A 25,319-nucleotide genomic window follows, 5' to 3' on the forward strand; every position below is an offset into this window, starting at 1 on the left:
TGGACCTCGTCCGCGCCCGCGCGGGGGATGTAAGCGATTCCGACACGGGCATGCCGCTGTCGCAGAAATTGACAAAGAAAAGCTAAAAGGGCCGGATCGGGATGGAACAAGGGATTACCTTCCGCCGCGCGAGCCGCTACAGCGCCGCGACCTAGGAGGAACTTTATGCCACAGCCACAGACGATTGTCCCTGTAATCCTATCGGGCGGGTCGGGCACGCGACTGTGGCCGATGTCCACGCCAGCCATGCCCAAGCAGATGCTGGCGCTGACCTCCGACGAAACGATGCTCCAGCTCACCGCCCGTCGCGCCCAGGGCGAGCGGTTCAGTGCGCCGATCGTCGTCGCCAATGCCAAGCATGCAGCGATGGTGGAAGAGCAACTCGAAGCAGCGTCCGCCACAGCCGATGCGCTTATCCTCGAGCCGATCGGGCGCAATACCGCACCGGCGATCGCTTTGGCAGCGATCGCGGCGGGGTCGGGGGACGCCGCGCTGCTGATCATGCCGTCGGATCACGTGATCCTCGACGTGCCGGCGTTTCATGCCGCGATCGAAGCTGCGTTGCCACTGGTCCAGCAGGGCTGGCTGGTCACCTTCGGGATCGATCCGCATGCGCCCGAGACGGGCTACGGCTATATCCATATGGGCGAGAAACTGGCGACCGGGGTCCATCGCGTCGCCAAGTTCGTCGAAAAGCCGCCGCGCGACGCGGCCGAAGCGATGCTCGCCGCGGGCGACCATGCCTGGAACGGTGGTATTTTCCTGTTCCGCGCCGATTCGTATCTCGAAGCGCTGGCGCAGCATGATCCCGAGACGCTCACCGCGTGCAAGGCATCGATGGAAAATGCGCGCCACGAGGGCAAGCGGATCTATCCCGAGGCCGAAGCTTTTGCTGCTTCGCCCGCAGAGTCGATCGATTACGCGGTGATGGAAAAGGCCGAGCGCGTTGCCGTCGTGCCGGTGAAGATGGGCTGGAGCGATCTCGGCAGCTGGGACGCGCTGCAGGACATCAGCGAGCGCGACGCTGCGGGCAATTCGCATCAAGGCGAAGTGATCGCGATCGACACGACCAATTGCCTTGTGCGCAGCGATGGTGTCCGGATCGCCATGGTCGGGGTCGACAATCTGATCGTCGTTGCCAGCGGCAATGACATCTTGATCCTGCCAAGCGGTCGGAGCCAGGAGGTCAAGGCGCTGATCGAGGCGATGAAGAAGAAGTAAGGCGGGGCAGGGGGTAAGCGACGATGACGGGCCTGACGATTCACGCCTATAGCGACGCGCTTGCCCCCGCCTTCCACGACATCAACGCGCAGTGGATCGGCGCGATGTATCGGCTCGAGCAGACCGATCGCGACGTGCTCAAACATCCGTTCGAGCGGATCATCGCGCCGGGCGGCGATATCCTGTTCGTCGAGGCGGCGGGTCTCGGCATTGTCGGCGCGTGCGCGCTGCAGCGGACCGGGCAGGACCAATATGAGCTGACCAAGATGGGCGTGCTCGACACCGCGCGCGGGCGTGGTGCGGGGGCATTCCTGCTCGACGCCGTCATCGCGCGCGCCACGGCGATGGGCGCGCGGCGGCTGTATCTGCTGAGCAATACCAAGAGCGCGACGGCGATCCGCCTCTACGAAAAAGCCGGCTTCCGCCATGATGCGGGAATCATGGCGGAGTTCGGCGCCCGATACGAACGCTGCAACGTCGCGATGCTGTATCCGCTCGCCGCCGCCGCTCAATAAGCGAGCTGAACGCCGATACGAAAGGTCTGGCGATAGCGCTCGTTCTCGATCAGCTGCGTCTTGACCGCCTGGTAGCGCCGCCAGGGGGAATCGAGCAGATTGCTCGCCTCGACGAACACGGTGAACTGCTTGACCGGCGAATAGCCGATCCGCGCATCGAGCGAATTGTTCTCGTCGGTATATTGGTCGGTCGCCGCGCTCGTGCCGAGCGTGTCGAGATAGGCCGAGCGATAGGTATAGGCGAGCCGTCCGGTCAGGCCGTATTTCTCGTAATAGAGCTGCGCCGTGCCGATATATTTCGACTGGAGCAGATTGCGCACCGAGCCCGCCCGGCCGATCACGCCGCGCGACGATCCATCGGTATAGGTGAAATTCCCCGACACGCCGAAGCCCGACAACGCACCCGGCAGGAAGGTCAGCTGCGCCTGGAGATTGGCCTCGACGCCATAGATCTTGGCGCCGTCGCCATTGACCGGCTGCGTGACCAGTGCGCGAGTGAAGGTCGTGCCGCCGAAGGTGCCGCCTTGCGTCGTGCCGACGGTGAAGATCGGGTCGTCGAGATGCTTGTAGAAGCCCGCGATCGAAACGATCCCCTGGCCCGCGAGATAATATTCGGCCGATAGATCGCCCGACGCCGCCTTGTAGGGCTTGAGGTTGGGGTTCCCGAGCGCGACGACGCCAGCGTTGGGCGTGGTGTCGCTCACGTTCACGTAGGGCGCGAGCAGATTATAATCCGGCCGGCCGATCGCGGTGGTGACGGCGGCGCGCAGCACGAGGCGGTCGGTTGCGTCGAGGCGCACGGTGAGATCGGGGAAGGCGTCGGTATAGGCGCGCGAATTCGAGACGTTGTAACCCTGGCTCACCAGCGAGGTCGCGGTGAAGGCCTTGCCCTTGTAGGTTCCGTCGGTGTGCTCGATGCGGACGCCGGGGACGATCGTCAGCTTCGCAAACGTGAACGTGCCCATGATGTAGCCGGCATAGACCTTCTCGCTGAGGTCGTAATCGTTGACCAGCGAGTTGGCGACCGACGTCGCCGCGTCCGACGCGCTCTGCGTCCGCGCGGCGGGATTGGTGACGGTGTAATAGGTCTGCGCCTGATCGTAGTTGATCCGCGGGCCGACCGGATAGCGGCCGTCATAGATCGCGCTGCCGTCGTCGCCCGCAGCCCCGGTCGCGGCGAGCGTGCTGCCGAGCGAATATTGCTGGAAGTCGCGATTGTTGGACTTGTCGGTCTGCTGGAACTTGCCGCCGAGCTTGATCGTGCTGTCGCTGCCGACGCCGATCGGTATCGTCAGGTCGGCGCGCGCCTGGTAGAGGTTTTCCGCGGCGCGACGGCGGTCGTACGTCACGCGATAGCCGTTGTAGAGCGCGCTGTTGTAAGGCGTGCCATTGGCGGTGTTGACCTTGAACAGCGTGTCGGCGAGGTCGAGCGACAGGCCGGTCAGCGCGGTGCTGCCGCTGCGGAACGAGAATTCCGAGCGCAGCGGGTCTTTCTTGAGCGCCTTGCTGTAGGTGCCCTCGACCTGCAGCTCCGACCCGCCAAAGCGGAACTTGCCGCCGAGCTCGCCCGAGAAGGTCGAGTCATCCTCGTTGCGCAGCCGCAGGAAGCGCGTGCCGCGGCCGCTGAAGGTGCTGCCGTTCGAGATCGCGGCATTGACCGCCTGCTGCGCTGCGGTCGGCTGCGCGGTGACGCCAGCGGCGTTGGTCGTTGCATAGGTGACCGGAATCTCGATCCGCGACTGATCGCGCGTCTCGTGGTCCTTGAAGGTCGAATAGAGCGTGCGGAGATAGACGCTGACGTCCGAACTGGGCCGCCAGTCGAAATTGCCGACTACGCCGTAGCGGGTGCGGTTGAGATTGTAGTCGCGCAACCGGTAATCGTCGGGCAGCGCGCGGCTCGCGCCGGGCGGCGTGCCCCAGTTCGACGAGCCTTGCAGGTTCTCGGACTCGATCGGTCGGCTGGAATAGTTGCCCGACAGCACGACGCCGAAGGTCTTGTCGGGACCGAAGCGCGTGCCCGCAGTGATATCGCCCTCATACGGGCTGCGGCTGTTGAGCGTATTGTAGCCGCTGACGATCCGCGCGTTGGCGAACGCCTTGGTGCGGTCGAACGCGGTCAGCGTGTTGATGTCGACCTGACCCGCGATGGCATTGGCGTCGCGGTCGGGCGTGAGCGATTTGACGACGGTGACCGAGCCGATCAGCGAGGAGGGGATGTCGTCGAGCTTGACCTGGCGGCTCTCGGGCTCGGGTGCGGGGGCGGTCTGGCCGTTGACGGTGACGTTGGCGAGGTTGGGATTGACGCCCCGGATGATGACGTAGCGCCCTTCGCCCTGATCGTTCGCGACCGAGATGCCGGGCAGGCGGCGCACCGCTTCGGCGACGTTCTGGTCGGGCAGCTTGCCGACGTCGTTGGCGTTGAGCGTATCCTGGATGAAATTGGACGAGCGCTTGGCCTGGAGTGCGCGGCGCTCGGCCGCGCGTTGTCCGGTGACGACGATCTCGCCGCCGCTCGTGTCGCCCGATGGCGGATCGAGCCGGAACTCGACGACCGTCGCGCGGTCGCTCGAGGTCGTGCTGCGCGTCACGGTCGGATAGCCGACATAGGTGAAGGTCAGCTCGACCGGACCGGGCGCGAGATCGCGGATCACGAACATGCCGTCGCGGTCGGCGACCGCGGTGCGACCCGCAGCTGAGATCGTCGCGCCCGGCAAAGCCGCGCCGGTCTGCGGATCGAGCACGCGGCCCGCTACATCGGCGGCATATGCCGGTAGCGCGGTGGAGCCGAGCAGCGCGCACAGGCCTGCCTTGGACGCGAAGCTACGCGCCCGGATTTGTCCGAACATCATGATTTTCCCCCGGCTCGCGGCGTTGATTGGGGATTCCCAATGTGCCCGCGTCGCCGAGGCCCTATCCGCGTCGCGTGACGGCAGCGTGACGTTTTCGCTATGTTTCGGAGAAGGCGCGAGTCGGCGACCAGTCTATGGTAGGGATACGCTCGAACCGAATCAGGCGGAGGACACCGATGCGTCGCACCCCCATAGTTTACGGCATGAGCGCGCTGCTGATCGGCTCGATCGCGGCTGTGAGCGGCCATGCGCAAGAGCGCGACAGCCTCGGGCATGTCGTGACGCAGCCACTACGCGACACGCGGATCGAGAAGACCAAGATTCCGCCTGTCCTTCAGCTCGCGGCGTCGGCGCCGTATTCCGCAGCGCATACGCAAAGCTGCGCGACGATCGCGGGCGAAGTTCGGAAGCTCGACGGTGCACTCGGCGCCGATGTCGACGTGCCGGGCAAGGCCAAGGGCGAGGGCAGCGAAATCGCGGCGGTGGCGGCGCGGACGGCGGTCAGTACGCTGATCCCGGGGCTTGGCCTCGTCCGGGTCATCACCGGAGCGGACAAAGAGCAGCGCCGCGCCGAGGCGGCGGTCTATGCCGGGCAGACACGGCGCGCGTTTCTCAAGGGGCTGGGCTATGCGCGCAAATGCCCGGTACCCGCCGCGCCGACGCGTGCCGCGGTGGCGGATATGCCCGGGCCCAACTGAGCCTTCAATCGCGCGCGAAGATTTTCGAGCGGGGGATGGTCAGGTTGAGCGAAGCGATCGTCACGTCTTCGTCGGGGCCAAGCCAGTCGGCGGTCCAGCCGCCCGCCGGAGTCCGCTGGACGACGTGGATCCGTTCTTCCGCCGGATCGACGAGAATGACTTCGCGCGTCCCGGCGAGCGCACAATATTCCGCAAGCTTGACCTTCTGATTGTAAGTGAAGGTCGAGGTGGACAGGACTTCGAAGACCACTTGCGGCTCACCGATCAGCTTCTTGCGCGCGTTCTCGGGCGCTGCTGGGTTGTTGCAATAGACGCTGACGTCGGGGAGGCGCACGGTGCGATCGTCTGTCTGCGCAGCGAGATCGGAGCCGTACGGGCGACAGCCTGAGCCGCGCAGCGCGCCACGCAGGCAGGCGAAGATATTGCCGGCAATTCGCGCATGCTGCTCGCTGCCGCCCGCCATCATGTAGATCAGGCCGTCTTCGAGCTCAGCCCTGGCGCCGCCGAAATCCATCTCGAGGAACTCCTCGACGCTGATGCGACGATAGGCCGGGTCGAGATCGAGAGAGGTCGCGGGCATGGCGCAGAATATACCGCCGATCGGCGGACAAACAAAGGGCCGGCGGATCGCTCCGCCGGCCCTTGGTCTTGTCCAGCCAAGGAGGCCGGGTAGTGCGGGCTTCCGGCACCGGCAAAGCCGGTGCTGCGTCGGACGGGATCGTCGAGCATGCTCGACGATCCCGCCGGCCGGAGCCACGCGAGTTCTGACATAGCTCTCGCTATGTCAGGCCGCGTTGGCTCAGAAGTCCATACCGCCCATGCCGCCCATGCCGCCGCCGCCCATCGGCATTGCGGGCTTGTCTTCCGGCAGCTCGCTCACGGCCGCTTCGGTCGTGATGAGCAGGCCGGCGACCGATGCTGCGTTCTGCAGCGCGGTGCGGACGACCTTGGTCGGATCGATCACGCCGGCTTCGACCAGGTTCTCGTACGTGTCGGTCGCAGCGTTGAAGCCGATCGTCGGATCGTTGCCGTCGAGCAGCTTGCCCGAGACGACCGCGCCGTCGTGGCCGGCATTGGTGGCGATCTGGCGCACCAGCGAGGTCAGCGACTTGCGGACGATGTCGATGCCGCGCGTCTGATCTTCGTTCGCACCGGTCAGGCCGTCGAGGACCTTGCTGGCGTAGAGGAGGGCCGTGCCGCCGCCGGGGACGATGCCTTCTTCAACGGCTGCGCGGGTTGCGTGCAGCGCGTCGTCGACGCGGTCCTTGCGCTCCTTGACTTCGACTTCCGAAGAACCGCCGACCTTGATGACAGCAACGCCGCCAGCAAGCTTGGCGAGACGCTCCTGGAGCTTCTCCTTGTCGTAGTCCGACGTCGTGTTCTCGATCTGCTGACGGATCGCATCGGTGCGGCCCTTGATCGCGTCCGAGTCACCGGCACCGTCGACGATGACGGTGTTGTCCTTGTCGATCGTGACGCGCTTGGCGGTGCCGAGCATGCCGATCGTGACCGACTCGAGCTTGATGCCGAGGTCTTCCGAGATCATCTCGCCCTTGGTCAGGATCGCGATGTCCTCGAGCATCGCCTTGCGACGATCGCCGAAGCCCGGTGCCTTGACCGCTGCGACCTTCAGGCCGCCGCGCAGCTTGTTGACGACGAGCGTGGCGAGTGCCTCGCCCTCGATGTCCTCGGCGATGATCAGGAGTGGACGACCCGACTGAACGACGGCTTCCAGGATCGGGAGCATCGCCTGCAGGTTCGACAGCTTCTTCTCGTGGATCAGGATGTAGGGATCCTGAAGCTCGACCGACATCTTCTCGGGGTTGGTGATGAAGTAGGGCGAGAGGTAGCCGCGGTCGAACTGCATGCCTTCGACGACGTCGAGCTCGAACTCGAGACCCTTGGCTTCCTCGACGGTGATCACGCCTTCCTTGCCGACCTTCTCCATCGCTTCGGCGATCTTCTCGCCGACTTCACGATCGCCATTGGCCGAGATGATGCCGACCTGGGCGACTTCGTGCGAACCCGAAACCGGCTTCGAACGCGACTTGACGTCCTCGACGACCTTGATGACCGCGAGATCGATACCGCGCTTGAGGTCCATCGGGTTCATGCCCGCGGCGACCGACTTCATGCCCTCGCGAACGATGGCCTGCGCCAGAACCGTTGCGGTGGTCGTGCCGTCGCCGGCGATGTCGTTGGTCTTCGAGGCGACTTCGCGCAGCATCTGCGCGCCCATGTTCTCGAACTTGTCCTTGAGCTCGATTTCCTTGGCGACGGTGACGCCGTCCTTGGTGATGCGCGGTGCGCCGAAGCTCTTGTCGATCACGACGTTGCGGCCCTTTGGCCCCAGCGTGACCTTGACGGCGTCGGCGAGGATGTCGACGCCACGGAGGATGCGCTCGCGCGCGTCACGGCCGAATTTTACGTCCTTGGCTGCCATGATGAGGCTACCCTTTCAGATGAGAAATGTGGTGAAAGTTACGCGAAGAAGGATTTAACCGACGATCCCGAGGATGTCCGATTCCTTCATGATCAGCAGGTCTTCGCCGTCGATCTTGACCTCGGTGCCAGACCATTTGCCGAACAGGATCTTATCGCCGGCCTTGACTTCGAGCGGGTGGATTTCACCGGCTTCGTTGCGGGCGCCGGTACCGACCGAGACGACTTCGCCTTCCTGCGGCTTTTCCTTGGCGGTCTCGGGGATGATGATCCCGCCGGCGGTCTTTTCTTCTGCCTCTACGCGGCGGACGAGCACGCGATCGTGCAACGGACGAAAGGTCATGGGCGAAGTCCCTTTATAATGAACAGGTGTTAGCACTCGACGTTGGTGAGTGCCAGCAGGGCGGATATGATGGCGAGGTCTCGCATCGTCAACGGGCGCAGCCAAATTTCTGCGGAACCAAATGCAAAATCGGCGAATTGCCGTGTTGGTCGTATAGCACGCATTTACTCGGCTGGTGGCTTGCCGTAGCGAGGCGATGTGATCTCCGCCAACAAGGAGCTGCCAAGTGAAACTCGTACGCGGCGCGTGGAAAATTCTCGTCGGCATCAAGGACGCGCTGGTCCTTATCGCGATGCTGCTGTTCTTTGGCCTGCTGTTCGCAGCCCTCGCCTCGAAACCGAACAAGGCGGCGATCGGCGACGGTGCGCTCGTGCTCAAGCTCGATGGCCCGATCGTCGAGCAGACGCAGGAGGCAAGCGCCTTCACCAGCCTGAGCGGCAACGGCATCCAGCGCGAATATCGCCTGCGCGACGTGGTCCGCAGCCTCGACAAGGCGGCCAAGGACGACCGCGTCAAGGTGGTCGTGCTCGATCTCGACTCGTTCGGCGGCGGTTATCCAGCGGCGCTCGAGGATGTCGGCGCGGCGCTGCGCCGCGTTCGCGACGGTTCCGATGGGAAGGGGGGCAAGCCGGTGCTGGCCTATGCCACCGCGTATACCGATTCCGGCTACCGCCTCGCCGCGAACGCCAGCGAGATCTGGGAAAGCCCGATGGGCGGCACGCTGTTCATGGGGCCGGGCGGATCGCAGCTCTATTACAAAGGCCTGATCGACAAGCTCGGCGTCAATGCGCACGTCTACCGCGTCGGCAAGTACAAGTCGTTCGTCGAGCCCTATACCCGCACCGAAGCCTCGCCCGAGGCGAAGGAGGAAGTGGTCAAGCTCTACCAGGTGCTGTTCGCCAACTGGCAGCAGTCGGTCGCGCGTGCACGCCCCAAGGCGAAGTTCGCGCCCTTCCTCGCGACGCCGGGCGCGGTCATCACCGCTGCGCAGGGCGACATCGCCAAGGCCAATATGGACGCGGGACTGGTCGACAAGCTCGGCACGCGGCTCGACTTCGGCAAGCGCGTCGCCGCGATCGCCGGGGTCGACAGCGGCAAGGCGGCCGGGCTGTTCAAGACGATCAAATACGACGCCTATGTCGCCGCCAATCCGCTGCCGACCGGCGGCGACAAGGTCGGCGTGCTGACGATCGCGGGCGACATCATCGACGGCAAGTCGAAGGCCGGCTCGGTCGGGTCGGACACGGTGTCGAAGCTGCTGCTCGATGCGCTCGCCAAGAAGGACCTCAAGGCGCTCGTCGTGCGCGTCGATTCGCCCGGCGGCTCGGCGCTCGCATCGGAAGACATGCGCCGCGCGATCGAGGAGGCGAAGGCGCAGAAGCTGCCGATCGTCGTCTCGATGGGCTCGGTCGCGGCATCGGGCGGCTATTGGGTCTCGACCGCGGGCGACATGGTGTTCGCGCAGCCGACGACGATCACCGGCTCGATCGGCATCTTCGGGATTATCCCGACCTTCGAGAACACGCTCAAGAAGGTCGGGCTGACCACCGACGGCGTTCGCACGACGCCCCTCTCGGGGCAGCCCGACATCTATGGCGGCACCAACCCGGAGACCGATGCGATCTTCCAGGCGGGGATCGAGAATGGCTATCGCCAGTTCATCACGCGCGTCGCCGGCGCGCGGAAGATGACGCCCGCGCAAGTCAACGAGATCGCGCAGGGTCGCGTCTGGGATGGCGGGACCGCGCTCCAGCTCCACCTGGTCGACAAGTTCGGCGGGTTGCAAGATGCGATCGCCGAGGCGGCGCGGCGCGCTGGCTTGAAGGCCGATGGCTATCACGCCGAATATCTCGAGAAGAAGCCGAGCGCGTTCGCCAAGATGATCCAGCAGTTCGCCGATTCGAACAAGGATGACGATGCGTCGGCAGGCGATGCCTTCACGCGGATGGCGGCCGAGCGGCGTGCAGTGTTCGCGCGCGCGCTGGGCGACGTGACCCGGATCGGCACGGGGGCTGCGATCCAGGCGCGCTGTCTCGAATGCGACGGCGTCGGCGGCACCGCGCCGCGTGCTGGCGACGCACGGTTGATGGACTTCGTGCTCGCGCGGTTCGGGCTGTGAGCCTGGACCGCGCCCCGACGCGGATCGCGATCCGTCCCGCGACCCCCGACGATGCTGCGGCGATCGCGGCGATCTACCGCCCCTATGTCGAGCGCGGCACGGTGTCGTTCGAGACCGAGGCGCCCGATGCCGGCGTGATCGCGCGGCGGATGGCGGCATCGGGCGGGCTATATCCGTGGCTGGTCGCGACCGAAGGCGAGGGCGGGGCGGTGCTCGGCTATGCCTATGCCTCGGCGTTCCGCGATCGGCCGGCGTATCGCTTCACGATCGAGACGACGGTCTATCTCGAGACGGGTACGCAGGGGCGCGGCAACGGGCGGCAGCTGTACGATGCGCTGATCGACACGGTGCGCGCGCAGGGCTTCACGCATGCGATCGGCGTGATCGCGCTGCCCAACGACCATTCGATCCGGCTGCACGAGTCGGTCGGTTTCAAGCGCGCCGGGTTCTTCCGCGAGGCGGGGTATAAGGACGGGCGCTGGATCGACGTCGGATACTGGCACTGCGACCTCAACGACGCGACGATCCCGCCGATGGAACCCAAGCCGTTCAGCGAGACGGGGATGGTGTGGAATTGGTGAAGTAGCGGCACGAGGATGTTCCCCGGCGAAGGCCGGGGTCCAGTCGAGGAGCGCATGGGGTGGAGCAACCAGGCTTCGTTTACGTCATGGCGAACCGTCGCAACGGTACGCTCTATATCGGCGTAACGAGTGACCTCCCCAAGCGCGTCTGGGAGCATCGCAACGCCCTGATCGGCGGCTTCACCAGGCGATATGGCTGCGACCGGCTTGTCTGGTATGACGCGTGCGGCGGGATCGAACACGCGCGCACGCGCGAATTGCAGATGAAGGAATGGAAGCGCGCCTGGAAAATCCGCGAAATCGAGGGCCTCAATCCGGAATGGGAAGATTTGTTCGACCGACTCGATCCGATGTGATGCGCATTCCGACTGGGCCCCGGCCTTCGCCGGGGAACTAGCAAGAGCTTCCGCGCTTCGCTAAGGCCGCACTCAAATGACCGACACCCCAGACACCGCATCCGCTCCGCGCGATTATCGCGACACCGTCTTCCTGCCGAAGACCGACTTTCCGATGAAGGCCGGCCTGCCCGCCAAGGAGCCCGGCATCCTCGCGCGCTGGCAGGCGATGGGCCTTTACGAGAAGACCCGCGAGGCCCGCCGCGGCCGGGAGAAGTTCATCCTGCACGATGGCCCGCCGTACGCGAACGGCGACATGCATATCGGCCATGCGCTCAACCATATCCTCAAGGACACGGTGTGCCGCACGCAGGGGCTGCTCGGCAAGGACGCGCCCTACGTGCCCGGCTGGGACTGCCACGGCCTGCCGATCGAGTGGAAGGTCGAGGAGCAGTACCGCGCCAAGAAGCGCAACAAGGACGACGTCCCCGCGAACGAGTTCCGCGCCGAGTGCCGCGCCTATGCGCAGCATTGGGTGAACGTGCAGCGCGAGCAGCTCAAGCGGCTCGGCATCAATGGCGACTGGGACCATCCCTATCTGACGATGGATTTCGCCGCCGAAGCGACGATCGTCACCGAGCTGATGAAGTTCGCAGGAGACGGCCAGCTCTATCGCGGCGCCAAGCCGGTGATGTGGTCGCCGGTCGAAAAGACCGCGCTCGCCGAGGCTGAGGTCGAATATGAGGACGTCGTGTCGACGCAGATCGACGTGGCGTTCGAGATCGTGGATGCGCCGAATGCGCCCGAGTTGGTCGGCGCGCATGCGGTGATCTGGACGACGACGCCGTGGACGATCCCGGTGAATCAGGCGCTGAGTTATGGGCCGGAGATCGAGTATCAGCTTGTAACCGACCCCAACGGCCGACGCTTGCTTGTCGCAACTGCGCTGGAGGACGGTGTCTTCATGCGGCTGTCGGCGTCTTACGACAACTATGGCTGGGGCGGCGATTACAAGAAGATCAAAGGCTCCGACCTCGAAGGCGCCACCGCGCGCCATCCGATGCACGAACTCGGCGGGTTTTTCGCCAAGCCGCGGCCGTTCCTGCCGGGCGATTTCGTCACCACCGACGCGGGCACTGGGCTCGTCCATATGGCGCCGGATCATGGCGAGGACGATTTCCTGCTGTGCAAGCAATACGGCATCGAGCCGGTCTTCGCGGTCGATGGCGCGGGGATGTATCGCGACGATTGGGCGTGGCTCGGCGGGCAGGGCTCGGTGATCAACAAGAAGTTCGTCTCCGCCGAGGGGCCGATTTGTTCGGATTTGCGCGCAGTGGGCGCGTTGCTCGCGGCGAGCGATGATTTCGCGCATTCCTATCCGCATTCGTGGCGGTCGAAGGCGAAGGTGATTTTCCGGGCGACGCCGCAGTGGTTCATTCCGATGGATCAAGCGATCGGGGAAGGTGTCTCGACTTCGCTCGACACGAACGGGGATGGGACAACCTCTTCTCGGCAGGCGGACGCGCCCTCCCTTCCGTTCGCTTCGAGCGACGTCGAGAAGCCTGTCACTACCCTTCGTTCCACCGCGCTCGCGGCGATCGAAGCGACCACCTGGTATCCGCCGAAGGGCCAGAATCGCATCACCGCGATGGTCGCCGGCCGCCCCGATTGGGTGATCAGCCGCCAGCGCGCCTGGGGCGTGCCGATCACGCTGTTCGTCAACCGGCTGACCGGCCAGTATCTCGTCGACCCCGCGGTCAACGCGCGCATCATCGCGGCGATCAACGCCGAGGGCGTCGATGCGTGGAGCGAGGAAGTGGCGCAGGACCTGCTCGGCCCCGACTACGACCTCGCCAATTACGAGCGCGTCACCGACATTCTCGACGTGTGGTTCGACAGCGGCTGCACGCATGCCTTCGTGCTCGAGAGCGGGCGCTGGCCCGATCTGCAATGGCCGGCCGATCTCTATCTCGAAGGCTCGGACCAGCATCGCGGCTGGTTCCAGTCGTCGCTGATGGAGGCGTGCGGCACGCGCGGGCGCGCGCCATACAATGCGGTGCTGACGCATGGCTTCACGATGGACTCCAAGGGCATGAAGATGTCCAAGTCGCTCGGCAACACGATCAACCCGCTCGATTTGATGAAGGAATCGGGCGCGGACATCCTGCGGCTGTGGGCGCTGTCGGTCGATTTCACCGAGGACCACCGCATCGGCAAGGAGATCCTCGGCGGCGTCTCCGACCAGTATCGCAAGCTGCGCAATACCTTCCGCTACCTGCTCGGTGCGCTCGACGGTTTCGATGAGGTCGAGCGGCTTCCGGTCGCGGAGATGCCCGAGCTTGAGCGCTATGTGCTCCACCTGCTCGCCGAGCTCGACGCCAAGCTCAAGGCGGCGGTGCTGGTGTACGATTTCAACAGCTATGTCCGGCTGCTGACCGAGTTCGCGCAGGAGGATCTGTCGGCCTTCTACTTCGATATCCGCAAGGATTCGCTGTATTGCGACGCGCCAACCGATCCCAAGCGCCGCGCTGTTCGCACCGTGTTCGACACGCTGTTCCACGCGCTGGTCCGCTATGCCGCGCCGGTGCTGTGCTTCACCGCCGAGGAGACGTGGCAGGCGCGCTTCCCGAGCGAGGATGGCTCGGTGCATCTGCTCGAGTGGCCCGAGGTTCCCGCGGTTGACAGCGTCGATGCGGCAAAGTGGGATGCCGTCCGCGCCTTGCGCCAGCAGGTGACCGAGGCGATCGAGCCGCTGCGCCGCGAGAAGATCGTGCGTTCGAGCCTCGAGGCCGAGGTGGTCGTGCCTGAGGCGCCGCTGCCGGTTGCCGAACTCGCCGAGCTGTTCATCGTCGCGCAAGTCACGCTCGGCGACACGCTCGCGGTGGCGCGGACCGATTTCCACAAATGCGGGCGCTGCTGGCGGCTGCTGCCCGAAGTGCAGGACGACGGCGATCTGTGCGATCGCTGCGAGGCGGTGGTGGCATGAGGCTCCCGCTCGCAGGCTTCGCGACCGCGGTCGCGCTCTTCGCCGCCGACCAGGCCGCCAAGCTCGGCGTGACCGAGGGGCTCAAGCTCGATGCGATGACCAACGCGCATTACGTCACGTCGTTCTTCAACCTGCGCTTCGTTGCCAATAAGGGCGTGTCGCTGGGGCTGCTCCACGCCGACACCGACACTACGCGCTGGCTGCTGGTGCTGATGACCGGCGCGATCGCGGTCGGCGTGCTGGTGTGGATGCTGCGCGAGACCAAGCGCGCCGACCAGATGGCGCTCGGGCTCGTGCTCGGCGGCGCGTTCGGCAACATCCTCGACCGGATCCGGCTCGGCTATGTCGTCGATTTCGCCGATCTGCATTTCGGCGCGTGGCAGCCGTTCCTGGTGTTTAACATCGCCGACGCGGCGATCAGTATCGGCGTGCTCATCTTGCTCGCGCGCGCGCTTCTGATACGAGATACACCGAACCAAGATTCTGGGACCAAAGCATCTGGGGCGGACCAGGGCCCAACGGAGAATATCCATGCGTAAGATTTCGATTCTGTCGGCCGGCGTGGCGCTGCTCGCGTTGGGCGCTTGCGCGCATGGCAAGGGTGGCCGCAGCGGGCCTGACGAATTCTCGGTCGCGCGCCAGGCTCCGCTCGTCATTCCGCCCGATTTCTCGCTGACCCCGCCAAAGCCAGGTGCGGCCCGCGCGAACGACACCAGCGCCAACGCGCAGGCGCTCGACGCGCTGTTCGGCGGCACCGCGCCGCGCAGCGCCGCCGAAAGCGCTGCGATCTCGCAGGCGGGCGTCGATTCGGACGATCCCGGCATCCGCTCGTCGGTCGGCGATCCGGGCACGACCGTGGTCGACAAGGGCACGACGACGCGCGACGTCGTCGCAGCGCCCGAGGGCGACGGTCAGGCAGCCAAGGCGACCGCGCCGAAGTGAGCCGAAACAAAACCCTCCCCCGCGGCCGCGGGAGAGGGTTTTGGGACCGATCAGAGGGAGTGCCCGCAAGGGCGCTCCCTTCTTCGTATCAGAAGTTCACGCCGACATAGGCGAGCACGGTCGATCCGCGGCCGAAGCGCGACGCATAGCCGCGCCGGTACAGCCCGCCGACCTTGTTGTTGGTGATGTCGGTATCGACATAGCTCACGCCGACCTTGAACGGACCCCCGACGGCTTCGGCTGTTGCAGACCAGTCGAGATAGTTGCGGTCGTTGCCGTTGAGGTTGGCGAGGCCGAGCGAGCCGTCGGTATAACCGAGATGGCCCTTCAGCGTGATCGGCGTCTTGGGCACCGCGACCGAGGCCTCGCCATAGACGTAGATATTGTCGTCCTTGTTGTTCGGCGTGAAATCGAGGCCCTTCTGGCCGCCCCACGCATAATTGCCGCCGACCTTGGTCGAGACCGGGCCGAGCGTGTAGCTCACCGAGGCATAAGGCTCGAAGAAGTCGGTGTTGAGGCCCTTCACGCCGCTCGGATAGTAATAATAGAGCAGGCCGCCATCGACCGTCAGGCCGCTGAAGGTCTTGGTATAGCCGGCGTACAGATCGACCTCGGCATCGCCATATCCGGTGAGGAGCGGGGTCTTCCCGCTGCCGTCGATCGTCGAGGCCCAGGTGCCGATATAGAAGCCGGCCGTGCTGTTGATGTTGATCGTGCCCTGGACGGCGCCTTCGCCGTTGGTCTGGGTCAAACCGCGGAAGCGGTAATCGCTGATCAGCGTCGCGCCGCCGGTGATCTTGAACGGCTTGTCGGGCGCGGCAGGCGCCGCGGCGGGCGCGTCCTTGGCGTCGGGCGTGGTGGTGGTGGGGACATCCTGCGCAAAGGCGGGCGTGGCGGAGGCGGCGAGCAAGAGCGCGCCAAGCGTAGATGTGGAGAAGCGCATCGTTTCCCTTTCGAAAATGCGACTGTCCCCGCCTGCTTTACCGATGCGGCGTCTGTCGGAGGCGCAAGACCTCCCGCGCAGCTAAGCGGCAAGATCTTTCATTGCCGAGCTACGCTGCATCGCACAACTTAATTCGCGCGCGTGCGCGGGATACCGCGCTATTGTGGCTGTTGCGCAACACCCGTGTTTCAAATCATTGCTGAGCGGAAAAGCGCGCCAGGCCAGCGGCGAGGTCGGCGATCAGATCCGCCGGATCCTCGAGGCCGATCTGCAGCCGGACGAGTGGCCCGGCATCGGCGCGGCGCGTGACGCTGCGATGGCGTTGTGGGTCGACCGGCAGCGCGAGGCTTTCGAACCCGCCCCAGCTATAGCCGATCCCGAAATGCTCGAGCCCGTCGATCAGCCGCGCGCGATCGGCCTCGCCACCGCCGTTGAGGACAAACGAGAACAGCCCCGACGACCCTTTGAAGTCGCGCAGGAAGTGCGCGTGGCCGGGGCAGCTCGGCAAAGCCGGGTGGAGCACGGTCGCGACTTCGGGCTGCTGCTCGAGCCAGTGCGCGATCTCGAGCGCGCTTGCCTGATGCTGCTTGAGCCGGATCGCCATCGTGCGCAGGCCACGGCTGGCGAGCCAGCTGTCGTCGGGGCTGGCGATCTGGCCGAGCTGGAAGCTGGTGTCGCGTAGCCGCGCGAAATGGCCCGGCGCGGCGGTGACCGAGCCCAGCATCACGTCGCTATGGCCGACGATATATTTGGTGCAGGCGAGGATCGTGAGGTCGATGCCGTGCGCGATCGCGGGGAAGAACAGCGGCGTCGCCCAGGTGTTGTCGAGCAGCGTGGTGATGCCGCGCGCCTTGGCGACGGAGACGATCGCGGGAATATCCTGCACCTCGAAGGTCAGGCTGCCGGGGCTCTCGAGCAGGATCGCGCGAGTCGCATCGGTGATCACGTCGGCGATGCCCGCGCCGATCATCGGATCATAGAAGCGCGTCGTGATTCCCATCCGCTTGAGCAGCCCCATGCCCATCGCGCGGGTCGGGTCATAGGCGCTGTCGGGAAGGAGCAGTTCGTCGCCGTGCGAGAGCACCGACAGCAAGGCGGCTGCGATCGCCGCGACGCCCGAGGGGTAAAGGAAGGTGCCCTCGGCGCCGGGCTCGAGCTCGGTCAGCGCATCGGCGAGGCTCCACTGCGTCGGCGTGCCCTTGCGACCGTAGAACAGCCGGTGATGCGTATCGCGACCACCCGCCTCGCGCAGATCCGCGACCGAATCGTAGAGGATCGTCGAGGCGCGCCAGACCGGCGTGTTGACGATCCCCTGCGTCCATTCCTTGCGGCGGCCGGCGGTGACGACGCGGGTCGAATCGCCCTTGGGGGCATCGGTCTTCTTCATGGCGCGAAATCCTGCAATGCAGGCCCTGCAAAGCGGGAGACCGTGAAGAAGGCAAGAGGGTCGCGTGTATTGTCAGAAGCCCCTCCCGCTCAGGGGAGGGGCTTTCGAGATGCGCTTACGCCGCGCCGGTCGCCTTTGGCGTGGTGCGGTCGGCACCCCATTCGGACCAGCTGCCGTCATAGACCGCCGCCTCGTTGCCGAGCAGATGCGCGCCGAACGCGAGCGCCGAGGCGGTGATGCCCGAGCCGCAGGTGGTGACGAGCGGCTTGGCGACATCGATGCCCGCGCCTTCGAACGCCGACTTCAACGCGTCGCCGGTCTTCCACGTGCCATCGGCATTGAAGAGCTCGCCGACGGGCAGGTTCTTCGAGCCCGGGATATGGCCGGCATGTGTCGCCGGGCGCGGATCGGGTTCCTCGCCGGTGAAGCGTGCGGCCGAGCGCGCGTCGAGCACTTGCTCGGCGCCGCTGTCGACATTGGCCTTCATCTGATCGAGCGTGCGGACGCCCTTGTCGTCGGCCCAGACGGTGAAGTGGCGGTGGCGGAGCTGCTCCTTGCCGCTGGCGGTCTCACGCCCTTCGGCCCGCCACTTGGCGAGCCCGCCATCGAGGATCGCGACGTCATGCGCGCCGAAGGTGCGCAGCATGAACCAGGCGCGCGCCGAGGTGTGGAGCGGCGAATTGTCGTAGAGCACGATGCGGCTGCCATCGCCGAGACCGAGCGACTGCATCCGGCTGGCGAACTTTTCGGGCGCGGGGAGCATTGAGGGTAGGGTACTGCTGGTGTCGGCGATCTCGGCGAGATCCATGAACACGGCGCCCGGGATGTGCGCGGCTTCATATTCGGCGGCAGGGTCGCGGTCGACGAGCCCGGCGAAATAGGTGGCGTCGACAATCCTCAGGTCGTTCGCGCCCAGCTCATTTGCGAGCCATTCGGTTGTCACCAGCGAATCCATCGATCGTCTCCTTGGTTTTTTGATAGCCTAACCATCCGATCGCGCGCCGTCGAGACGCTCGAGGATCATCCGCGCGGGATGATCGGTGCGGGATGACGGGGGCGGATCGCTTCCCTATATCGCTGTGCATGACTCCTATGCATCTCGGCCAAACCAGCGCGCTCCCCACTTCGCCCGAGGAGGCGGTGCTCGATTATGTCCCCAACCCGCGGCCCGGTCGCCTGTATTTGGTGCGTTTCGCGGTGCCCGAATTCACTTCGCTTTGCCCGGTGACGGCACAGCCCGATTTCGCGCATCTCGTGATCGATTACGCACCTGCAGCAACGATCGTCGAATCGAAGTCGCTCAAGCTGTTTCTCGGCGCGTTCCGCAACCACCAGGCGTTCCATGAGGATTGCACCGTCGGGATTGGCGAACGGCTGTTCACCGAGATGCAGCCGACATGGTTGCGAATCGGTGGGTATTGGTACCCGCGCGGTGGCATTCCGATCGACGTTTTCTGGCAATCGGGCGCACCGCCCGAGAGCCTGTGGCTGCCGTCGCAGGACGTTCCGGGCTATCGCGGGCGCGGTTGAGCGCTGGGCCCGTTCATCCTACCGCAAGGTTGATTTGGATCAGACAATTCCCATTGTTGCAATGCAACATTCTTGCAACCATATTGAAACTTGGCCGTTCGGGAGAGGTAACTCGAGGGTATAAGCCCCGTCAGAAATAGGATTTGCGAACATGGTGCAACTGGCGGATGTCGTGAACTCGATCGACCACCTGGCTTTGGCCGGTAATTTTCTGCCGCGTAAATGTGGTCTTGCAACCTATACCACCGATACCTTCACCGCGCTGAAGAGCCGGTTCCCGGATCTTAAGATCGACGTCTATGCGATGGACGATCACCCCGGCCGGTACGAATATCCCCCCGAGGTGACGCGCAGCATCCCCGAGCAGGACCGGATGCAGTATCTCGAAGCCGCGCGCGAGATCGAGGCGAGCGGTGCGCAGGCGTTGTGGCTGCAGCACGAATACGGCATTTTCGGCGGCGCAGCGGGCGAGCATATCCTTGCCTTGCTCGAGCGCGTGTCGATGCCGGTGATCGTCACGCTCCATACGATCCTCGAAAAGCCCAACGCCGATCAGCGTCGCGTGATGGAAGGCCTGTTGCGGCGTGCGTCGCGCGTCATCGTCATGGCCGAGCGTGGTCGTGAGATCCTCGAGCGCGTTTATGGTGCAACCGGCCGGTCGATCGTGATGATCCCGCACGGTGTTCCCGATCGCGAGTTCGTCGATCCCAACACGCTCAAGTCGCGCTTTGGCTGGGAAGGGCGCGACGTCGTCCTGACCTTCGGCCTGCTCGCGCCGGGCAAGGGCATCGAAGTGATGATCAATGCGCTGCCCGCGATCGTCGAGCAGAACCCCAACGTGCTCTATGCCGTGCTGGGTGCGACGCATCCGAACCTCGTCGCACACGAAGGCGAAAAGTATCGCGACAAGTTGAAGGCGCTCGCGCTCGATCTCGGGGTCGGTCGCAATATCGAATTCATCGATGCGTTTCTCGAGCATGACGAGCTCATCGACTATCTGCAGGCGGCAGACATCTATGCGACGCCGTATCTCAATCCGGCGCAGATCACCTCGGGGACCTTGTCCTACGCAGTCGGCGTCGGCAAGGCGGTGGTCTCGACGCCGTATGTCCATGCCACCGAGATTCTCGCGGATGGGTACGGCGTGCTCGTCGACTTTGGGGATTCCGCAGCGTTCGCGCGCGAGATCAACGCCTTGCTCGGCAGCGAGCGCAACCGGATCAAGCTTTCGGAGCGTGCCTATGCGCGTGGCCGTACGATGATCTGGCCGCGCCTCGCCGAACTCGCGATGCGCGAGATTGGGCAGATGGTCGCCTCCAAGCCGTTGCGCATGCCGAGCAGTACTGCGGCGCTGACTCCGCTCGCGCCCGATTTCGCGGCGGTCGAGCGGATGAGCGATTCGACGGGCATGCTGCAGCATTCGATCTTCTCGATCCCCGATCGCCGTCATGGCTATTGCATCGACGACAACGCCCGTGCGCTCATGCTGGTCAGCCAGATGACGTCGCTCGACGAGGTCCAGCGCGACAAGTGGATGACGATTTATGCGTCGTTCCTGCAATATGCCTGGAACCCCGAGGAGCGGCGTTTCCGCAACTTCATGAATTTCGATCGCACCTGGTGCGAGGATTTCGGTTCGGAGGATTCGAACGGTCGTACGCTGTGGGCCTTCGGCGTGACCGCGCGCGATGCGCAGATGGACAAGCACAAGATGTGGGCCGCATCGATGTTCGACATGACGGCGTCGCTGTCGCTCGAACTGGGATCGCCACGCGCCCACGCCTTTGCGATGCTGGGTGCCGCGGCGATGCTCGAGGTGGTTCCGACGCATTCCCTCGCACGGACGATTCTCACGCGCTTCGGCGACGATCTGCTCGCCTTGCTCGAGGATGCGCGCCGTCCGCAGTGGGAATGGTTTGAGATCGTGTTGGCGTATGATAATGCGCGTCTGCCCGAGGCCCTGCTGCGTGCCGGTCTTGCGCTCCAGCGCGACGACATGATCCAGTGCGGCCTAAAGACGCTCGAATGGATCGTCGCCAAGCAGACCTCGCCCGACGGCCGCTTCCGCGCGGTCGGCAGCGAGAGCTTCGGGCGGGTCTATGCCGAGCCGTTGCAGTTCGACCAGCAGCCGCTCGAGGCGCAGGCGACGATCGACGCGTGTAGCGCGGCGTTCGATGTGTCGCGGGACGCGCGTTGGGTCGAGGAAGCCAACCGCGCGTATCGCTGGTATCTCGGGCAGAACGATCTCGATTTGCCGCTGGCAACCGTCCAGGATGGCGGCTGCTTCGACGGCTTGATGCCGAGCGGGCTCAACCGGAATCAGGGTGCCGAGTCGATTTTGGCGCTGCAATTGGCCGGTTGCACGATTTCCGGGCTGGCAAAGCGGGCGCAAAGCGTGGCAGGACCGGATCGCGCCGTCGCGTAGCCTCGCTCGCGACGTCGCCAAGGCGTTACGCGAGGCGATATTGTGATCGAGCTGTTTGAACACCCATTGCGACTCCACGCCGACCCGTCACGGGTCGTCGTGCGACCGTTCCACCTTGCCTGGAGCGGCAATGGTGGCAACCGCACCGAGCGGATCGTCAATGCCGTGATGGCGCTCGATGCTGCCGAGACGCGCGCCGAGCTCGAGGTGGTGCTCAAGGATTTCGAGGCGCGGCATTGGCAGACGCGGCGCGTCTTCATGACGCGCTACGACGAGATCGAGGCGATGCTCGGGCTCGACGGCAGCGAGATCGGCGACGAGAAGCGCCAGCTGATTGGTGCCTATTTCTGCCACGAATACAGCTATGCTGCGGCGGCGTTGATGAATCCCAGCGCGGTGCCGCATTTCGACCAGTCGGGCATGCCTGCGGGATCGCAGCGCATCCTGATGAGCTTGCGCGCGGTGGGCGAGGGGCACATCTCCTCGGTCGCGTTCCGCGAAGGCATCATTACCGACGGCAACCAGTTGAAGCTCGCGCCCGAGCCGCCGTTCGCGACCGCGACCGATGCGGTCGGGCTCGACGAGGAAGAACTGCCCGAGGGGCCGATCACCGTCTATCGCCATCGTGATTCGACGCTGTCGGGTACGGTGATCTTCCCGATCACCGCGGCACAGTCGAAGGGGCTCGAGGATCTTCGCCTCGTCCAGTTCCAGCATGACGATGGCAGCTACGAATGGCTCGGCACGTACACCGCGTATAACGGCTCGACGATCCAGTCGGAGCTGATGCGTACGCGCGACTTCCGCGCGTTCGATCTGGTGCCGATGTCGGGCTCGGCGTCGCGCAACAAGGGCATGGGGCTGTTCCCGCGCAAGGTGAACGGCCAGTACATGATGATCGGCCGGCAGGACGGCGAGAATCTGTATCTGATCAAATCCGACACGCTGACGCATTGGGACGAGGGCGAAAAGCTGCTCGGGCCGATGTATCCGTGGGAGCTGGTCCAGATCGGCAATTGCGGCCCGCCGATCGAGCTCGACGAGGGCTGGCTGCTGCTGACGCACGGCGTTGGCGCAATGCGCAAATATGCGATCGGTGCGGTGCTGCTCGACAAGACCAACCCGGCCAAGGTGATCGGCCGCACACGCGAGCCGATCCTCGCTGCGGCGAACCAGGACCGCGAGGGCTATGTGCCCAACGTCGTCTATACGTGCGGCGCGATCCGGCATGGCGACACGCTGTTCGTGCCCTACGGCGTGGCCGATAGCTCGGTCGCGTTCGCGTTCATCGACATCAAGACGCTGCTCGAGGCGATGGCCTAACCTCCCTCTTCCTTCGGGAGAGGGAAGGGGCCCGCTCGGCGTAGCCGAGGGGGAAGGGTGAGGGCAGTTCGTCTTCTGCCCTCACCCGACCTCGCTGCGCTCGGCCACCGTCTCCCAAAGGAAGAGGGATTTCAGCGTGTTGCCGCCACCGCGCGGCGATACAGCATCGCCGCGATCGCGAAGAACAAGAGCGTCCCCCCGATCAACGCCTCGGTCTCGTGGCCCGACATCAGCTTGAGCGGCGCATCGCTGCCGCTCAGCCACACGACCAGCGCGAACACCACGCCCCACAGGCTTTCGCCGACGATCATGCCCGTCGCGGTCAGCGTCCCCATCCGCTCGGCAACCTCAGGGTTCGCGCTGCGGCGTGCCCAACGGTTGTAGAACCAGCCGAACACCGAGCCGAGCACGGTCGGCAGGATCACCGCCATCGGCAGGTAGATGCCGAGCGCGACGCCGAGCGGCGGCAGGCGCAACAGCCGGAGCCGACCGAGCAGCTCGTCGAGCGCGATCAGCGCGACGCCCGCAGCGACGCCGTAGCCGAGCATCGTCCAGTTCGCATCGCCCGACAGCACACCCTTCGCCAGCGCCGAGATCAGCCCCGCCTGTGGCGCCGCAAGCGCGTTCGGCCCAGCGCCGGGGACGCCGACGAACCCCATCCCGCTGTTGAGCACGTTGAGCACCGGCGGAATGATCAGCGATCCGAACACCACGCCGATCACCAGCGCGACCTGCTGTTTCCACGGCGTCGCGCCGACGAGCTGGCCGGTCTTGAGGTCCTGCAGATTGTCGTTCGAGATCGTCGCAACGCCGAACACGATCCCGGTGACGATCAGCGCATAGGCGATCAGCGCGCGCGTCGTATCGGCGCCAGGATTCTGCCCGAACAGACCGACGAGCATCAGCGACGATCCGATCACCGCGAGGATGCCGATCCCCGACACGGGCGAGTTCGACGCCCCGATCAGCCCCGCCATATAGCCGCACACCGCCGCGATCATGAGCCCGGCGACAAGCACGAACACGAGCGCCCCCGCGATCAGCAAGAATGCCGAGCCGACCAGCGCGCCGCCCGCGATCACGTCCCACAACAGCCAGCCGATCGGCAGCAGCGTCAGCAGCGCGACGAGCGCGACCCAGGCGATCGGCAGATCGCGTTCCTCGAGCGCGAGCGTCTCGCCCTTGCCGCGCGCGGCGCTGGCGGCGAGTGCTGAGCGCACGCCACCGATCACGGGGCCGGCGATCTTGACCAGGGTCCAGATCGCCGAAATGCCGATCACGCCCGCGCCGAAGAAGCGCACGTCGCCCTTCCACACGGTGTTGACCCAGTCGGCGAGGTCGCCCGGTGCGGGATGGGCCGCCGTCAGGATCGGCACGAGCACGAACCAACCGATCACGAGCCCGAGCGCCATCGCCGCGCCGACCGAGATGCCGACGAGATGCCCGACGCCGATCAGCGCGAACGACAGGCTGCCCGAGATCCCCGTTGCGCCCGCGCCGACGCGGAAGCTGGTCGCGGCGGTATCGGTAATGATCTTGGTCTGCGTGAAGATCGCGAAAGCCGCCGAGGCGATGCTGTTCCAGATCAGCACGAGCAATCCCTGGCGGGCTTCGGCCGCGCCCTCGCGCGATCCGGCGCCGATCTGGAGCACTTCGGCGGCGGCGACACCCTCGGGATAGGGCAGGTCGGTATCGACGACGAGCGCACGCCGCAACGGCACCGAGAACATGACGCCGAGGATCCCGCCGGTCATCGTGATTGCGGCGGTCTGGACATAGGGGAAGTTCTGCCACCAGCCGATCATCACCAGCCCCGGCAGCACAAAGATGATCGCGGCGAGTGTGCCCGCTGCACTGGCGACCGTCTGGACGATGTTGTTCTCGAGGATCGTCGATCCCTTGAACAGCTTGAGGATCGCCATCGAGATCACCGCGGCGGGAATCGAGGTCGCGAAGGTCAGCCCGACCTTGAGCCCGAGATAGACGTTGGCGGCGGTGAACAGCAGCGTGATGAGGCCGCCAAGCAGCACGCCGCGCAGCGTGAGTTCGGCGATCGGGGCGGGACGAGAGTCAGTCATCGCCCCATCTCGCACAAGCGACGCCCTGAACGACAGCGCTTTTTGCGCGGGAGATCGCGCGGCGCCCGAGGAAACGCTGGATATTTTGAGCATGCTTATTATACCGCGTGCCATGCAAGATTCGATCGCCTTCATGATCAGTGACGTTTCGCGGCTGATGCGCCGTCGCTTCGACGAGCGCGCGCGCGCGATTGGCGTGACGCGGACGCAGTGGCGCGTGCTGAAGTTTCTTCAGCGAGGCGAGGGGATCAATCAGGGCGGGCTGGCCGAAATGCTCGAGGTCGAGCCGATCACCGCGTGCCGGATGATCGACCGGCTCGAGGAAGCCGGGTTGGTCGAGCGGCGCCGCGATCCGAGCGACCGGCGCGCGTGGCAAATCTACCTGACCGAGCGCGCGCGGCCTTTGCTCGACGATCTCGGGCATCTTGCCGACGAAATGCTCGGCAGTGCGCTGGCGGGGGTCTCGGATGCCGAGCAGGCGCTCGTAATCGCGACGTTGCAACAGATCCGGGCCAATTTGTCCGATTCACAGCCTGCGAAGGACGCCGCCAACGCGTGATTGCCGTGCAAGATCGCGTTTTTTTCCGTTGCGCAGGCGTCAC

Annotated in this window: 21 protein-coding genes; 13 read left to right on the forward strand and 8 right to left on the reverse strand. The window is 65.2% G+C overall.

Annotated elements, in window-relative coordinates:
• Positions 1 to 165: 165 nt before the first annotated feature.
• Both E2E30_RS01490 and E2E30_RS01495 read left to right on the forward strand, forming a co-directional pair.
• Positions 166 to 1,221, forward strand: coding sequence for a mannose-1-phosphate guanylyltransferase/mannose-6-phosphate isomerase (locus tag E2E30_RS01490; protein ID WP_133186578.1), 1,056 nt, complete (start codon positions 166 to 168; stop codon positions 1,219 to 1,221).
• Between the two features lie 23 nt (positions 1,222 to 1,244).
• The gene (locus E2E30_RS01495) at positions 1,245 to 1,736 is read left to right on the forward strand and encodes a GNAT family N-acetyltransferase (protein ID WP_133186580.1); all 492 of its coding nucleotides are present in this window, start codon (positions 1,245 to 1,247) and stop codon (positions 1,734 to 1,736) included.
• On the opposite strand, the gene E2E30_RS01500 is transcribed toward E2E30_RS01495, so the two are convergent.
• Complete coding sequence (locus E2E30_RS01500; RefSeq protein ID WP_240699008.1) at positions 1,730 to 4,585, reverse strand: TonB-dependent receptor; 2,856 nt, start codon at positions 4,583 to 4,585, stop codon at positions 1,730 to 1,732. The two genes, E2E30_RS01495 and E2E30_RS01500, sit on opposite strands and share 7 nt — an antisense overlap.
• Before the next feature lie 176 nt (positions 4,586 to 4,761).
• On the opposite strand from E2E30_RS01500, the gene E2E30_RS01505 reads away from it, so the two are divergent.
• A complete protein-coding gene (locus E2E30_RS01505; protein ID WP_133186582.1) occupies positions 4,762 to 5,283 on the forward strand; it encodes a hypothetical protein in 522 nt (173 codons plus the stop codon).
• A gap of 4 nt (positions 5,284 to 5,287) precedes the next feature.
• Here E2E30_RS01505 and E2E30_RS01510 read toward each other — a convergent pair whose 3' ends face one another.
• From E2E30_RS01510 to groES, 3 genes are all read right to left on the reverse strand, one after another.
• Positions 5,288 to 5,863, reverse strand: coding sequence for a Uma2 family endonuclease (locus E2E30_RS01510; RefSeq protein WP_133186584.1), 576 nt, complete (start codon positions 5,861 to 5,863; stop codon positions 5,288 to 5,290).
• A gap of 219 nt (positions 5,864 to 6,082) precedes the next feature.
• Complete coding sequence (groL, locus tag E2E30_RS01515) at positions 6,083 to 7,726, reverse strand: chaperonin GroEL (RefSeq protein WP_133186586.1); 1,644 nt, start codon at positions 7,724 to 7,726, stop codon at positions 6,083 to 6,085.
• Positions 7,727 to 7,780: 54 nt separating this feature from the next.
• The gene (gene groES / locus E2E30_RS01520; protein WP_010183565.1) at positions 7,781 to 8,068 is read right to left on the reverse strand and encodes a co-chaperone GroES; all 288 of its coding nucleotides are present in this window, start codon (positions 8,066 to 8,068) and stop codon (positions 7,781 to 7,783) included.
• 226 nt (positions 8,069 to 8,294) lie between these two features.
• Here groES and sppA point away from each other — a divergent pair, with 226 nt between their 5' ends.
• From sppA to E2E30_RS01550, 6 genes are all read left to right on the forward strand, one after another.
• Positions 8,295 to 10,187: a signal peptide peptidase SppA gene (sppA, locus tag E2E30_RS01525; RefSeq protein ID WP_133186588.1), complete on the forward strand. Its 1,893-nt coding sequence runs from the start codon at positions 8,295 to 8,297 to the stop codon at positions 10,185 to 10,187.
• Complete coding sequence (locus E2E30_RS01530) at positions 10,184 to 10,768, forward strand: GNAT family N-acetyltransferase (RefSeq protein WP_133186590.1); 585 nt, start codon at positions 10,184 to 10,186, stop codon at positions 10,766 to 10,768. The genes sppA and E2E30_RS01530 overlap by 4 nt, the downstream gene beginning before the upstream one ends.
• A gap of 59 nt (positions 10,769 to 10,827) precedes the next feature.
• Positions 10,828 to 11,124: a GIY-YIG nuclease family protein gene (locus E2E30_RS01535; RefSeq protein WP_133186592.1), complete on the forward strand. Its 297-nt coding sequence runs from the start codon at positions 10,828 to 10,830 to the stop codon at positions 11,122 to 11,124.
• 76 nt (positions 11,125 to 11,200) lie between these two features.
• Entirely contained in the window at positions 11,201 to 14,089 is a 2,889-nt protein-coding gene (ileS, locus tag E2E30_RS01540) for an isoleucine--tRNA ligase (protein ID WP_133186594.1), read from the forward strand.
• Positions 14,086 to 14,628, forward strand: coding sequence for a signal peptidase II (gene lspA, locus E2E30_RS01545; RefSeq protein WP_133186596.1), 543 nt, complete (start codon positions 14,086 to 14,088; stop codon positions 14,626 to 14,628). The genes ileS and lspA overlap by 4 nt, the downstream gene beginning before the upstream one ends.
• Complete coding sequence (locus tag E2E30_RS01550) at positions 14,621 to 15,031, forward strand: DUF3035 domain-containing protein (RefSeq protein WP_133186598.1); 411 nt, start codon at positions 14,621 to 14,623, stop codon at positions 15,029 to 15,031. Before lspA ends, E2E30_RS01550 begins: the two co-directional genes overlap by 8 nt.
• A gap of 88 nt (positions 15,032 to 15,119) precedes the next feature.
• Here E2E30_RS01550 and E2E30_RS01555 read toward each other — a convergent pair whose 3' ends face one another.
• The 3 genes from E2E30_RS01555 to sseA all read right to left on the reverse strand — a co-directional run bounded on the left by E2E30_RS01555 (position 15,120) and on the right by sseA (position 18,316).
• Positions 15,120 to 15,974 (reverse strand): TorF family putative porin, encoded by an 855-nt coding sequence (locus E2E30_RS01555; protein ID WP_133186600.1) that lies wholly within the window; start codon positions 15,972 to 15,974, stop codon positions 15,120 to 15,122.
• Positions 15,975 to 16,167: 193 nt separating this feature from the next.
• A complete protein-coding gene (gene metC, locus E2E30_RS01560; RefSeq protein WP_133186602.1) occupies positions 16,168 to 17,361 on the reverse strand; it encodes a cystathionine beta-lyase in 1,194 nt (397 codons plus the stop codon).
• 115 nt (positions 17,362 to 17,476) lie between these two features.
• Entirely contained in the window at positions 17,477 to 18,316 is an 840-nt protein-coding gene (gene sseA / locus E2E30_RS01565; RefSeq protein ID WP_133186604.1) for a 3-mercaptopyruvate sulfurtransferase, read from the reverse strand.
• A 128-nt stretch (positions 18,317 to 18,444) separates the two neighbouring features.
• Here sseA and queF point away from each other — a divergent pair, with 128 nt between their 5' ends.
• From queF to E2E30_RS01580, 3 genes are all read left to right on the forward strand, one after another.
• Positions 18,445 to 18,891 (forward strand): preQ(1) synthase, encoded by a 447-nt coding sequence (gene queF, locus E2E30_RS01570; protein ID WP_189675766.1) that lies wholly within the window; start codon positions 18,445 to 18,447, stop codon positions 18,889 to 18,891.
• Positions 18,892 to 19,042: 151 nt separating this feature from the next.
• Complete coding sequence (locus E2E30_RS01575; RefSeq protein WP_133186606.1) at positions 19,043 to 21,316, forward strand: glycosyltransferase family 4 protein; 2,274 nt, start codon at positions 19,043 to 19,045, stop codon at positions 21,314 to 21,316.
• A 42-nt stretch (positions 21,317 to 21,358) separates the two neighbouring features.
• The gene (locus tag E2E30_RS01580) at positions 21,359 to 22,639 is read left to right on the forward strand and encodes a glycoside hydrolase family 130 protein (RefSeq protein ID WP_133186608.1); all 1,281 of its coding nucleotides are present in this window, start codon (positions 21,359 to 21,361) and stop codon (positions 22,637 to 22,639) included.
• 131 nt (positions 22,640 to 22,770) lie between these two features.
• Here E2E30_RS01580 and E2E30_RS01585 read toward each other — a convergent pair whose 3' ends face one another.
• Positions 22,771 to 24,717 carry an OPT family oligopeptide transporter gene (locus tag E2E30_RS01585; protein WP_133186610.1) on the reverse strand — a complete coding sequence of 649 codons (1,947 nt, stop codon included), beginning with the start codon at positions 24,715 to 24,717 and terminating at the stop codon, positions 22,771 to 22,773.
• Between the two features lie 112 nt (positions 24,718 to 24,829).
• On the opposite strand from E2E30_RS01585, the gene E2E30_RS01590 reads away from it, so the two are divergent.
• Entirely contained in the window at positions 24,830 to 25,276 is a 447-nt protein-coding gene (locus tag E2E30_RS01590; RefSeq protein ID WP_133186612.1) for a MarR family winged helix-turn-helix transcriptional regulator, read from the forward strand.
• Positions 25,277 to 25,319 lie beyond the last annotated feature (43 nt).

Origin of the sequence: Sphingomonas sp. AAP5, from assembly GCF_004354345.1 — a bacterium.
Lineage (GTDB): Bacteria > Pseudomonadota > Alphaproteobacteria > Sphingomonadales > Sphingomonadaceae > Sphingomonas > Sphingomonas glacialis.

Coding starts and splice junctions, on each gene's coding strand:
- groES (WP_010183565.1), bottom strand. CDS start 8,068: ATGACCTTTCGTCCGTTGCACGATCGCGTGCTCGTCCGCCGCGTAGAG.
- groL (WP_133186586.1), bottom strand. CDS start 7,726: ATGGCAGCCAAGGACGTAAAATTCGGCCGTGACGCGCGCGAGCGCATC.
- E2E30_RS01490 (WP_133186578.1), top strand. CDS start 166: ATGCCACAGCCACAGACGATTGTCCCTGTAATCCTATCGGGCGGGTCG.
- metC (WP_133186602.1), bottom strand. CDS start 17,361: ATGAAGAAGACCGATGCCCCCAAGGGCGATTCGACCCGCGTCGTCACC.
- lspA (WP_133186596.1), top strand. CDS start 14,086: ATGAGGCTCCCGCTCGCAGGCTTCGCGACCGCGGTCGCGCTCTTCGCC.
- E2E30_RS01500 (WP_240699008.1), bottom strand. CDS start 4,585: ATGATGTTCGGACAAATCCGGGCGCGTAGCTTCGCGTCCAAGGCAGGC.
- E2E30_RS01590 (WP_133186612.1), top strand. CDS start 24,830: ATGCAAGATTCGATCGCCTTCATGATCAGTGACGTTTCGCGGCTGATG.
- E2E30_RS01575 (WP_133186606.1), top strand. CDS start 19,043: ATGGTGCAACTGGCGGATGTCGTGAACTCGATCGACCACCTGGCTTTG.
- E2E30_RS01550 (WP_133186598.1), top strand. CDS start 14,621: ATGCGTAAGATTTCGATTCTGTCGGCCGGCGTGGCGCTGCTCGCGTTG.
- E2E30_RS01505 (WP_133186582.1), top strand. CDS start 4,762: ATGCGTCGCACCCCCATAGTTTACGGCATGAGCGCGCTGCTGATCGGC.
- sseA (WP_133186604.1), bottom strand. CDS start 18,316: ATGGATTCGCTGGTGACAACCGAATGGCTCGCAAATGAGCTGGGCGCG.
- ileS (WP_133186594.1), top strand. CDS start 11,201: ATGACCGACACCCCAGACACCGCATCCGCTCCGCGCGATTATCGCGAC.
- E2E30_RS01510 (WP_133186584.1), bottom strand. CDS start 5,863: ATGCCCGCGACCTCTCTCGATCTCGACCCGGCCTATCGTCGCATCAGC.
- queF (WP_189675766.1), top strand. CDS start 18,445: ATGACTCCTATGCATCTCGGCCAAACCAGCGCGCTCCCCACTTCGCCC.
- E2E30_RS01585 (WP_133186610.1), bottom strand. CDS start 24,717: ATGACTGACTCTCGTCCCGCCCCGATCGCCGAACTCACGCTGCGCGGC.
- E2E30_RS01555 (WP_133186600.1), bottom strand. CDS start 15,974: ATGCGCTTCTCCACATCTACGCTTGGCGCGCTCTTGCTCGCCGCCTCC.
- E2E30_RS01495 (WP_133186580.1), top strand. CDS start 1,245: ATGACGGGCCTGACGATTCACGCCTATAGCGACGCGCTTGCCCCCGCC.